The 12,129-nt window shown below is 60.2% G+C and carries 9 protein-coding genes; all 9 read right to left on the bottom strand.

Annotation, left to right across the window (positions count from 1 at the left end; genetic code table 11):
* Positions 1–10: 10 nt before the first annotated feature.
* The 9 genes from ispD to rnhB all read right to left on the bottom strand — a co-directional run bounded on the left by ispD (position 11) and on the right by rnhB (position 12,124).
* Positions 11–718, bottom strand: a complete 708-nt coding sequence (gene ispD / locus J2Y90_RS11465; protein WP_253499590.1) for a 2-C-methyl-D-erythritol 4-phosphate cytidylyltransferase — start codon at positions 716–718, stop codon at positions 11–13.
* Positions 715–993: a cell division protein FtsB gene (gene ftsB, locus J2Y90_RS11460; RefSeq protein ID WP_007964293.1), complete on the bottom strand. Its 279-nt coding sequence runs from the start codon at positions 991–993 to the stop codon at positions 715–717. Before ftsB ends, ispD begins: the two co-directional genes overlap by 4 nt.
* Positions 994–1,162: 169 nt before the next feature.
* Positions 1,163–2,452, bottom strand: coding sequence for a phosphopyruvate hydratase (gene eno, locus J2Y90_RS11455; protein ID WP_041478121.1), 1,290 nt, complete (start codon positions 2,450–2,452; stop codon positions 1,163–1,165).
* 155 nt (positions 2,453–2,607) lie between these two features.
* Positions 2,608–3,453 carry a 3-deoxy-8-phosphooctulonate synthase gene (gene kdsA / locus J2Y90_RS11450; RefSeq protein ID WP_065615281.1) on the bottom strand — a complete coding sequence of 282 codons (846 nt, stop codon included), beginning with the start codon at positions 3,451–3,453 and terminating at the stop codon, positions 2,608–2,610.
* A 4-nt stretch (positions 3,454–3,457) separates the two neighbouring features.
* Positions 3,458–5,089, bottom strand: coding sequence for a CTP synthase (locus J2Y90_RS11445; RefSeq protein ID WP_016771462.1), 1,632 nt, complete (start codon positions 5,087–5,089; stop codon positions 3,458–3,460).
* A 274-nt stretch (positions 5,090–5,363) separates the two neighbouring features.
* Complete coding sequence (tilS, locus tag J2Y90_RS11440; protein ID WP_253499587.1) at positions 5,364–6,692, bottom strand: tRNA lysidine(34) synthetase TilS; 1,329 nt, start codon at positions 6,690–6,692, stop codon at positions 5,364–5,366.
* A 120-nt stretch (positions 6,693–6,812) separates the two neighbouring features.
* A complete protein-coding gene (locus J2Y90_RS11435) occupies positions 6,813–7,760 on the bottom strand; it encodes an acetyl-CoA carboxylase carboxyltransferase subunit alpha (protein ID WP_016771465.1) in 948 nt (315 codons plus the stop codon).
* Positions 7,761–7,899: 139 nt separating this feature from the next.
* Positions 7,900–11,421 carry a DNA polymerase III subunit alpha gene (gene dnaE / locus J2Y90_RS11430; RefSeq protein ID WP_253499584.1) on the bottom strand — a complete coding sequence of 1,174 codons (3,522 nt, stop codon included), beginning with the start codon at positions 11,419–11,421 and terminating at the stop codon, positions 7,900–7,902.
* Between the two features lie 76 nt (positions 11,422–11,497).
* A complete protein-coding gene (gene rnhB / locus J2Y90_RS11425) occupies positions 11,498–12,124 on the bottom strand; it encodes a ribonuclease HII (protein WP_042606986.1) in 627 nt (208 codons plus the stop codon).
* Positions 12,125–12,129 lie beyond the last annotated feature (5 nt).

Here is a 12,129-nt window from a genome sequence, read left to right as displayed (position 1 = left end):
GCCACAGCAATCAGCGGCGACTCGCCCAACGCTGGCGCAACCACTCCAGATCTTCCGGCCGGGTCACCTTGAGGTTATCCGCCCGTCCTTCGACCAGACGCGGCGCCAGACCGGCCCACTCCATCGCCGAAGCTTCATCGGTAACAATCGCATCAGCGACCAGACTGTCCGCCAACGCCCGATGCAAAGCCCCGAGGCGAAACATCTGTGGTGTATACGCCTGCCAGATCACACTGCGATCCACCGTTTCAACCACACGCCCGTTTTTATCAACGCGTTTAAGCGTGTCGCGGGCGGGAACCGCCAATAGACCTCCAACCGGGTCATCCGCCAGTTCAGCGAGCAACTTGTCGAGATCGTCGCGACTCAGATTCGGCCGGGCCGCATCGTGCACCAGCACCCAATCGTCATCGTCGGCACCTTGCGCATGCAGATGCAGCAAGGCGTTGAGCACCGAAGCGGAACGCTCCGCTCCGCCGTCGACCCGCTGAATGCGTAGATCGTTGACACACGCCAGGTTCGGCCAGTAAGGATCGTCAACCGCAAGACTGACCACCAGCCCCTTGAGGCTCGGGTGATCGAGGAAACAGCCGAGGCTGTGTTCGAGAATTGTGCGCCCGCCCAGTTGCAGATATTGCTTGGGACGGTCCGCGGCCATTCGGGCACCGACGCCCGCGGCAGGAATCACGGCCCAGAAGGCCGGCAGGGAATCGATCATTGGGCCAACTGGTAAAGGGTTTCGCCGTCCTTGACCATGCCCAGTTCGTGACGAGCCCGCTCTTCAACGGTCTCCATGCCTTTTTTCAATTCGCTGACCTCAGCGTCCATCACCCGGTTGCGCTCCAGCAGGCCTTCGTTCTCGGCATGTTGATCGGCGATCTGCTGTTTCAGCTCGGCGACCTGCGCCAGACTGCCATTGCCCACCCACAGGCGGTACTGCAGACCGGCCAGCAGCAAGAGCAAAACAAGAAACAACCAGTAAGGACTGCGCATCGAATATCAGGTATCCAGTGAAAAAAGACAGCCACGCATCATGTTGCTGCATCTGATAGCACGAAGCCTGGAAAGATCCAGGCTTGTGCTTGAGACATCAGATTAGTGGCAAATCCATCGCTGTCACGACTTTTCCGACACAATCCGGTGTCCTTTGATCAGGTTGCGCTTAACCGCGGAACTCGGCGCGGCCGTTGTACTTGGCCTTGCCGTTCAACTGCTCTTCGATACGCAGCAGTTGGTTGTACTTGGAAACGCGGTCGGAACGGCACAGCGAACCGGTCTTGATCTGGCCAGCCGAGGTGCCCACGGCCAGGTCGGCAATGGTCGAATCTTCGGTTTCGCCGGAACGGTGCGAGATCACTGCGGTGTAACCGGCAGCCTTGGCCATCTGGATGGCTTCCAGGGTTTCGGTCAGGGTGCCGATCTGGTTGAACTTGATCAGGATCGAGTTGGCGATCTTTTTATCGATGCCTTCTTTCAGGATCTTGGTATTGGTCACGAACAGGTCGTCGCCCACCAGTTGGGTCTTCTCGCCGATCTTGTCGGTGAGGATTTTCCAGCCAGCCCAGTCGGACTCGTCCAGACCGTCTTCGATGGAGATGATCGGATAACGCTCGGTCAGACCTTTGAGGTAGTCGGCGAAACCTTCAGCGGTGAACACCTGGCCTTCGCCGGACAGGTTGTACTTGCCGTCTTCGTAGAACTCGCTCGCGGCGCAGTCCAGCGCCAGGGTCACGTCGGTGCCCAGCTTGTAACCGGCGTTGGCCACGGCTTCGGAGATCACTTTCAGCGCATCTTCGTTGGACGCCAGGTTCGGTGCGAAACCGCCTTCGTCGCCAACGGCGGTGCTCAGGCCACGGGCCTTCAGCACGGCTTTCAGATGATGGAAAATCTCGGTGCCCATGCGCAGACCTTCCGAGAACGACTTGGCGCCGACTGGCTGCACCATGAATTCCTGGATGTCGACGTTGTTATCGGCGTGCTCGCCACCGTTGATGATGTTCATCATCGGGACCGGCATCGAGTACACACCCGGGGTGCCGTTGAGGTTGGCGATGTGCGCGTACAGCGGCAGGTCCTGATCCTGCGCAGCCGCCTTGGCCGCAGCCAGGGACACGGCGAGGATGGCGTTGGCGCCCAGGGTCGCTTTGTTTTCGGTACCGTCGAGCTTGATCATCGCCTGGTCGAGGGCTTTCTGGTCGCTCGGGTCAGTGCCCAGCAGCAGATCGCGGATCGGACCGTTGATGTTGGCTACCGCCTTGAGCACGCCCTTGCCCAGGTAACGGCTCTTGTCGCCATCACGCAGCTCGAGTGCTTCACGCGAGCCAGTGGATGCACCGGACGGCGCGCAGGCGCTGCCGATGATGCCGTTGTCGAGAAGCACGTCCGCTTCCACGGTGGGATTGCCACGGGAGTCGAGAACTTCACGACCTTTGATGTCGACGATTTTTGCCATTGTTGTAAACACTCCAAAGTTGACGAAAACGACGCAGCTAGAGGAAATCTTTATCGTCGGCAAGCGAAGTACAGCGGGCAGACTTGCAGACGACAGCGCTCACGCCCGAGGGCATGAGCGACAAATCGTGCGGTACTTTACCGGAGAATCGAGCGTTACGCGGTTTCTACCGTCGGAAAACTCTTCACCAGTTCGTCCAGAGCTTTGAGCTGGGCCAGGAATGGCTCCAGTTTGTCCAGGCGCAAGGCGCAAGGGCCGTCGCATTTGGCGTTGTCCGGATCCGGGTGCGCTTCGAGGAACAGACCCGCCAGCGACTGGCTCATGCCGGCCTTGGCCAGATCCAGAACCTGGGCACGACGACCACCGGCGGAGTCGGCACGACCACCCGGCATTTGCAGCGCGTGGGTCACGTCGAAGAATACCGGGTATTCGAACTGCTTCATGATGCCGAAGCCGAGCATGTCGACCACGAGGTTGTTGTAGCCGAAGCTCGAGCCGCGCTCGCAGAGGATCAACTGATCGTTACCGGCTTCCACGCACTTGTTCAGGATGTGTTTCATTTCCTGAGGCGCGAGAAACTGGGCTTTCTTGATGTTGATCACGGCATTGGTCCTGGCCATCGCGACAACCAGATCGGTCTGGCGCGACAGGAAGGCCGGCAACTGGATGATGTCGCAGACTTCAGCGACGACCGCGGCCTGATCCGGCTCGTGGACGTCGGTGATGATCGGCACGCCGAAGGCCTGTTTGATGTCCTGGAAGATGCGCATGCCCTCTTCCAGGCCAGGACCGCGATACGAGGTCACAGAAGACCGGTTGGCCTTGTCGAAGCTGGCCTTGAACACGTATGGAATGCCGAGTTTCTCGGTGACCTTCACGTACTCCTCGCAAACCTGCATGGCCATGTCACGGCTTTCCAGCACGTTCATGCCGCCGAACAGCACCATGGGTTTGTCGTTGGCAATCTCGATGTCGCCGACGCGGATGATCTTCTGTGCCATCGGGTTACGCCTTCTTCTGGTGTTGAGCCAACGCGGCTTTGACGAAACCGCTGAACAGCGGGTGGCCGTCGCGTGGGGTCGAGGTGAACTCAGGGTGGAACTGGCAGGCGACGAACCACGGATGATCCGGCGCTTCAACCACTTCGACCAGCGCAGCATCGGCGGAGCGACCGGAGATTTTCAGGCCGGCTTCGATGATCTGCGGCAGCAGGTTGTTGTTCACTTCGTAACGGTGACGGTGACGCTCGACAATCACGTCTTTACCGTAGCAATCGTGCACTTTGGAGCCCGGCTCGAGCAGGCAATCCTGTGCGCCGAGGCGCATGGTGCCGCCCAGATCGGACGCTTCGGTACGCACTTCGACCGCGCCGGTGGCGTCTTCCCACTCGGTGATCAGGCCGACAACCGGATGGCCGCTGGCGCGATCGAACTCGGTGGAGTTGGCGTCTTTCCAGCCCAGCACGTTACGGGCGAATTCAATGACCGCCACTTGCATGCCGAGGCAGATGCCGAGGTACGGAACCTTGTTTTCGCGAGCGTACTGAACGGCAGTGATCTTGCCTTCCACACCGCGCAGACCGAAGCCGCCCGGCACCAGAATCGCGTCGACACCTTCGAGCAGCGCTGTGCCCTGGTTTTCGATGTCTTCGGAATCGATATAGCGCAGGTTGACCTTGGTGCGATTGCTGATGCCGGCGTGACTCATCGCTTCGATCAGCGACTTGTAGGCGTCGAGCAATTCCATGTATTTGCCGACCATGGCGATGGTCACTTCGTGTTCCGGGTTCAGCTTGGCATCGACCACTGCGTCCCACTCGGACAGATCGGCGCTGCCGCATTGCAGGCCGAAACGCTCAACCACGAAATCGTCCAGACCCTGCGAGTGCAGGATGCCCGGGATCTTGTAGATGGTATCGGCGTCTTCCAGGGCAATCACCGCACGTTCTTCAACGTTGGTGAATTGAGCGATCTTGCGACGCGAGGACACGTCGATCGGGTGATCGGAACGGCACACCAGCACGTCTGGCTGCAGGCCGATCGAACGCAGCTCCTTGACGGAATGCTGGGTCGGTTTGGTCTTGGTCTCGCCAGCAGTGGCGATGTACGGCACCAGCGTCAGGTGCATCAGCATCGCGCGCTTGGCGCCGACTTCGAAACGCAACTGGCGGATGGCTTCGAGGAACGGTTGCGACTCGATGTCACCGACGGTGCCACCGATTTCGACCATCGCCACGTCAGCGTCACCGGCACCCTTGATGATGCGGCGCTTGATTTCGTCGGTGATGTGCGGGATCACCTGGATGGTTGCACCCAGGTAGTCGCCACGGCGCTCTTTGCGCAGCACGTGCTCGTAGACGCGGCCGGTGGTGAAGTTGTTGTTCTGGGTCATGGTCGTGCGGATGAACCGCTCGTAGTGACCCAGGTCCAGGTCGGTCTCGGCGCCGTCGTGGGTGACGAACACTTCACCGTGCTGGAACGGGCTCATGGTGCCTGGATCGACGTTGATGTACGGATCCAGCTTCAGCATGGTGACCTTAAGCCCCCGCGCCTCCAGGATAGCCGCCAATGAAGCCGAGGCAATGCCTTTCCCCAATGAAGAAACAACACCGCCCGTGACGAATATGTAGCGCGTCATGAAAAACCCTAGAAGTCTGCGTTAAAGCGGAACGAGCCGCCGGGGAAAGCGAAGGAAGGCCGAAGCCCCCGATCACCTGCATTAATCACAGTGCACCTTTCGAAAAAACCGCCGCGTTGTGACAGACCGGCAGATGAAACACCGGTACGTTGCTCGCTACACATTTTTTGGAATCGCCCAGCAAAGACTGCTTGGTAATCGGCAACTCCTGCAATTCAGGCGAATCCACAGAAGTTGTATCAAGAAGGGAGCGTAGTCTACCGGAATGCTCCTTTCAGCTCAAACCTTGATCTTCGTCTGTTGGCTGCCAGTGCAATGCCCAGCCTTCGTGCATCTGACCATCAAGACCCGACAGGTTCGCCACCGCGAGCAATTCTTCGCCACGAAACAGCAGCGGCAATCTGCCACGCACGAACGCCGGCACTGCGCGCTCGTTGAGCAGACGCTTGAGGTCACGGCTGCCGCGCTCAGCCAGTTGCATGATTTCACCGCCCTGCCGATAGGCAATGCGCAAAGGCCCGAATGGAGCCTGACCGTTGAACATGACGCGTCCGTTATCGGCCAAGCGTAGCGCTGACGTCGGGGTCTGCCAGTCGGCGCCGATCACCGGCGTGTGCAGCCACTTACCGCTGAGCCACCAGACGCGACCGGCGCTGCGGTGCAACTCGCCATCGGCCAGACGCCAGACCGGTGAAGCGTCGGCGCTGGCATCGCGCAGGTCGACCCAACCCGACCAATGGTCAGCGTCTGGCAGCCGGGTCAACGGTTCGAGCCAGTGGCAGAGGGCATTACGCTGGCGCGCGTCAGGCAATGCAGCCAACGGCGCCAGCGCCAGCGATGGCACGCCGAGCCAATCAAACTCATGTGAAGTTTCAGCCTGCGCCAGATCGATCTGCGCCAGCTCATCGAGCAAGCCCTGCGCCTCACGCAGATGCGCAGCCGTGCGCGCCATGCTCGCCTGCGCTTGCGGCCAGCGCTCGGTCAGTACCGGCATGACTTGATGACGCAGGTAGTTGCGCGAAAACTGGTGATCCTGATTCGACGGATCTTCGATCCAGCGCAACTGATGTGCCTGTGCATAACTTTCCAGCTCAGCGCGGCTGACATCCAGCAAGGGTCGCACCAGCATGCCCTGCCCCACCGGGCGCTGCTGCGGCATCCCGCCGAGCCCACGTACGCCGGCTCCGCGCAACAGCCGAAACAGCAGTGTTTCCGCTTGGTCGTCACGGTGCTGGCCGGTCAGCAGTACGTCATTGGCTTGCGTCAGCGAACTGAACACCGCGTAACGCGCATCACGTGCCGCCCGCTCCAGGCTCGCCCCGGCCCTCACGGTTACCCGCTCTACTCGCAACGGCACGCCCAGCGCATCGCAAACGGCCTGACAATGTTGCGGCCACGCATCGGCCGCAGCCTGAAGGCCGTGATGGATATGAATGGCGCTTAGCGCAGGGAGGGATTCGGTCTTCGCCAGGGTGGCGAGCAGATGCAGGAGGACGGTGGAATCGAGGCCGCCGGAAAAGGCGACGCGCCAGTGAGCGGCATTGCGCCAGGGCTCAAGGTTCAGCAGAAGCTGCGACGGCAAATCACGCTTCGAAGACTTCATAGAGAGGGCCGCTTCTCTGAGATCCCTGTAGGAGCTGCCGAAGGCTGCGATCTTTTGATTCTGAAAAGCAAGATCAAAAGATCGCAGCCTTCGGCAGCTCCTACAAGGGGTAGCGCTCGATTAGAGACCGTAGCTCATCAGGCGATCGTAACGGCGCTTGAGCAGCGCTTCGTTATCGAACTGCTTGAGCATCGCCAGTTGCGAGCTCAGCTCGGCGCGGATCGAAGCGGCGGCAGCCGCCGGATCACGGTGGGCGCCGCCCAGTGGCTCGCTGATCACTTTGTCGACGATGCCCAGGCCTTTCAGACGCTCGGCGGTGATGCCCATTGCTTCAGCGGCATCCGGCGCTTTCTCGGCGGTTTTCCACAGGATCGATGCGCAACCTTCCGGCGAGATCACCGCGTAGGTCGAATATTGCAGCATGTTCAGTTGATCGCAGACGCCGATGGCCAGTGCGCCGCCGGAACCACCTTCACCAATTACAGTGGCGATGATCGGGGTCTTCAGACGCGCCATCACACGCAGGTTCCAGGCAATCGCTTCGCTCTGGTTGCGCTCTTCAGCGTCGATGCCAGGGTAAGCACCCGGGGTGTCGATGAAGGTCAGGATCGGCATCTTGAAGCGTTCGGCCATCTCCATCAGACGGCAGGCCTTGCGGTAGCCTTCCGGACGCGGCATGCCGAAGTTGCGGCGGACTTTCTCGCGCACTTCCCGGCCCTTCTGGTGGCCGATGATCATCACCGGCTGGTCTTCCAGACGGGCGATACCGCCAACGATGGCGGCGTCATCGGAGAAGTGACGGTCGCCGTGCAGTTCGTCGAACTCGGTGAAGATGTGCTCGATGTAATCGAGGGTGTAGGGGCGTTTCGGGTGACGCGCCAGGCGTGCGATCTGCCAGCTGGTCAGCTTGCCGAAGATGTCTTCGGTCAGCGTCTTGCTCTTGTCCTGCAGGCGGGAGATCTCATCGCCGATATTCAGCGAATTGTCATTACCGACCAAGCGCAACTCTTCGATCTTGGCTTGCAGGTCGGCGATCGGCTGTTCGAAATCTAGAAAATTCGGGTTCATAGGCGTCCGTCTTGGGTCGTGTCCAAAGTGAGCTTGGGCCGGCCGGTTGTCTATTCGCGCCCTACCTTAAGGGAGAGGCGCGCTGAGGTCGAGATTAAAAATTCAGGTTGCGGGCAAGCGCAATGATGGCACCTGCCGGTCAACGGTATTGGAGGAAGACGTTGTCTCGCCCGAACTGGTCACGCAGGGCTTGAATCAAGGCATCCGCCGGGTCGATCCGCCAGGTCTCGCCGAACTGCAGCAAGGTCTTCGCATCCGGGCTGGTGTACTCCATGGTCACCGGGCACGCGCCGCGATGACGCTTGAGCAGTTCGCCCAACCAGCGTAGCTGATCGCCTTTCAGGTCCTGAGTATGCAGCTTCAGGCGCAGGCTTTCGGCCAGATTGGTCCGCGCATCTTCCATGCTCATCACCCGCTTGACCCGCAGGCGCAGGCCGCCGGAGAAGTCGTCATTACTGACTTCGCCCTCGACCACCACCATCGCGTCGGTCTGCAGCAGTGACTGCGCCGAATGGAACGCATCGGCAAACAGCGACGCCTCGATCCGCCCGGAGCGGTCATCAAGGGTGATGAAGCCCATTTTGTCCCCCTTCTTGTTCTTCATCACCCGCAGGGCAATGATCATCCCCGCCACGGTCTGCGTATCGCGCGCCGGCTTCAAGTCAATGATGCGCTGACGGGCGAAACGGCGAATTTCGCCTTCGTATTCGTCGATCGGGTGACCGGTCAGGTACAGCCCCAGGGTGTCTTTTTCACCCTTGAGACGTTCCTTGAGGGTCAGCTCCTTGGCCTTGCGATGGGACGCGTATACGTCGGCATCTTCTTCGACAAACAAGCCGCCAAACAGATCGGCGTGACCACTGTCGTGGGTACGCGCGGTCTGCTCGGCCGCCTTGATCGCTTCTTCCATCGCCGCCAGCAGCACCGCGCGGTTACGGTCGATGTTGGCTTGATAGGCTTTCTGCTCGTCATGGAAATACGGGCCGAGGCGATCCAGCGCACCGCTGCGAATCAGGCCATCAAGGGTGCGTTTGTTGATGCGCTTGAGGTCGACCCGCGCGCAGAAATCGAACAGATCCTTGAACGGACCGGCCTGACGCGCTTCGGTGATCGCTTCCACCGGGCCTTCACCGACGCCCTTGATTGCGCCGAGGCCATAGACGATGCGGCCGTCGTCGTTCACCGTGAACTTGAACTCCGAATTGTTCACGTCCGGCGCGTCGAGGCGCAGCTTCATCGTCCGCACTTCTTCGATCAAGGTCACGACCTTGTCGGTGTTGTGCATATCCGCCGAAAGTACCGCGGCCATGAACGGCGCCGGGTAATGAGCTTTCAGCCAGGCGGTCTGGTACGACACCAGGCCGTAGGCGGCAGAGTGGGATTTGTTGAAGCCGTAACCGGCGAATTTTTCCACCAGGTCGAAAATGTTACCGGCAAGGTCGGCGTCAATGCCGTTGGTCGCGCAACCTTCAATGAAACCGCCGCGCTGCTTGGCCATTTCCTCGGGCTTTTTCTTACCCATCGCCCGACGGAGCATGTCTGCACCACCGAGGGTGTAACCGGCCATGACCTGGGCAATCTGCATCACCTGTTCCTGATACAGGATGATGCCGTAAGTCGGCGCCAGTACCGGCTTGAGGCCGTCGTACTGGTAATCCGAGTGCGGATAAGCCAGTTCGGCGCGACCGTGCTTACGGTTGATGAAGTCGTCCACCATGCCCGATTGCAGCGGCCCTGGGCGGAACAGGGCCACCAGTGCGATCAAGTCTTCCAGGCAGTCGGGCTTGAGCTTTTTGATCAGCTCTTTCATGCCCCGGGATTCAAGCTGGAACACCGCCGTGGTTTCGGCTCTTTGCAGCAACTGGTAGGTCGGTTTGTCGTCCAGCGGGATAAAGGCGATATCCAGCGGCGGCTCGTTGACCTTGGCGCGGTCGCGGTTGATGGTTTTCAGCGCCCAGTCGATGATCGTCAGCGTACGCAGGCCGAGGAAGTCGAACTTCACCAGACCGGCCGCCTCAACGTCGTCCTTGTCGAACTGGGTTACCAGACCGTCGCCGGCCTCGTCGCAATAGATCGGTGAGAAGTCGGTCAGCTTGGTCGGCGCGATCACCACACCACCGGCGTGTTTGCCGACGTTACGCACCACGCCCTCGAGCTTCCGCGCCATCTCCCAGATTTCCGCCGCTTCTTCATCGACCTTGATGAAGTCACGCAGGATCTCTTCCTGCTCGTAGGCTTTTTCCAGGGTCATGCCGACTTCGAACGGAATCATCTTCGACAGACGATCCGCCAGGCCGTAGGACTTGCCCTGCACCCGCGCCACGTCACGCACCACAGCCTTGGCGGCCATGGAACCGAAGGTGATGATCTGGCTTACCGCGTTGCGACCATATTTCTCGGCCACGTAATCGATCACGCGGTCACGACCGTCCATGCAGAAGTCGACGTCGAAGTCGGGCATGGAGACCCGTTCCGGGTTGAGGAAACGTTCGAACAGCAGGTCATATTCCAGCGGATCGAGGTCGGTGATCTTCTGTACGTAAGCCACCAGCGAACCGGCACCCGACCCACGGCCCGGACCTACCGGTACGCCGTTGTTCTTGGCCCACTGGATAAAGTCCATCACGATCAGGAAGTAACCGGGGAAGCCCATCTGGATAATGATATCCAGCTCGAAATTCAAGCGGTCGACATACACCTGACGCTTGGCTTCATAGTCTTCGGTGGTGTCCTTGGGCAGCAGCACCGCCAGGCGTTCTTCGAGACCTTCGAAGGACACCTTGCGGAAATATTCGTCGATGGTCATGCCATCGGGAATCGGGAAGTTGGGCAGGAAGTGCGTGCCCAGTTTCACTTCGATGTTGCAGCGTTTGGCGATTTCGACGGTGTTTTCGATGGCGTCGGGAATATCGCTGAACAGCTCGAGCATTTCCTCGGCGCTTTTCAGGTATTGCTGATCGCTGTAATTCTTTGAGCGGCGCGGATCGTCGAGTGCGCGGCCTTCACCGATGCACACGCGGGTTTCGTGGGCGGCGAAGTCTTCCTGCTTGATGAAGCGCACATCGTTGGTCGCCACCAGAGGTGCGCCAAGCTTGTCGGCCAGGACCACGGCGCCATGCAGTTGCTCTTCATCGTTGGGGCGGTTGGTGCGCTGGATTTCCAGATAGAAGCGATCCGGGAACACCGCCATCCACTCGCGCGTCAGCGCTTCGGCTTCCGCCGGATTGCCGCCGATCATCGCCATGCCGATCTCGCCCTCTTTGGCGGCGGACAGCATGATCAGGCCTTCGTTGGCCTCGGCCACCCATTCACGCTCGACGATGACCATGCCGTTGCGCTGGCCTTCGATGAAGCCGCGGGAGATCAATTCGGTGAGATTGCGATAACCCTGAGCGTTCATCACCAGCAGGCTGAGGCGGCTCAGCGGCGCATCCGGGTCCTTGTTCGCCAGCCACAGGTCGGCACCGCAGATCGGCTTGATGCCGGCGCCCATGGCGTTTTTATAGAACTTGACCAGAGAACACATGTTGTTCTGATCGGTGACCGCGACCGCCGGCATGTTCATGGCGGTCAGCGCCTTGACCAGGGGCTTGATCCGCACCAGCCCGTCGACCAGGGAGTACTCAGTGTGCAGGCGTAGATGAACGAATGAAGCCGGCATAGTGATCCTGTCCAGTTACATAGAGACAACGAGGCCCGGATTGTACCGGGCCTCGAATAAAACATCAGCCTTGCGCCTAAACCTGCGTCAGGCTTTCCCTCGCCTCGTAAGCCAGGCGGACCGGGGCGAACGAGCGGCGGTGAATCGGCGTCGGGCCGAGCCGCGCCAGCGCTTCCAGATGAACGGGCGTCGGGTAACCTTTATGGCCGCCGATGCCGTAGCCCGGGTAGATCAATTCGAATGCCGCCATCTCGCGATCGCGGCTGACCTTGGCGAGAATCGACGCTGCTGCGATGGCCGGAACCTTGCCGTCACCCTGAATCACCGCTTCGGCTCGCATCGGCAAATGCGGGCAGCGGTTGCCATCGATCATCGCCAGTTTCGGCTGAACGTGCAGGCCAGCGACCGCACGCTGCATCGCCAGCATGGTGGCGTGGAGAATGTTCAGGTCATCGATTTCTTCGACTTCGGCGCGGGCGATGCACCAGCTCAGGGCCTTTTCGCAGATCTCGTCGTAGAGTTTTTCACGCTTGGCTTCAGTGAGCTTTTTCGAATCATCGAGGCCGAGGATTGGCCGGTTTGGATCGAGGATCACCGCCGCCGTCACCACCGCGCCGCACAACGGACCACGACCGACCTCATCGACACCGGCGACCAGTTCTTCGACTTCGGCGACCAGAGTGAAGTCCAGGCCCATCTGCATGCTTG

The organism is Pseudomonas koreensis (assembly GCF_024169245.1).
Lineage (GTDB): Bacteria > Pseudomonadota > Gammaproteobacteria > Pseudomonadales > Pseudomonadaceae > Aquipseudomonas > Aquipseudomonas koreensis_F.
The sequence above is the reverse complement of the archived record's forward strand: the minus strand, read 5'-3'. Positions and strand labels throughout refer to the sequence as shown.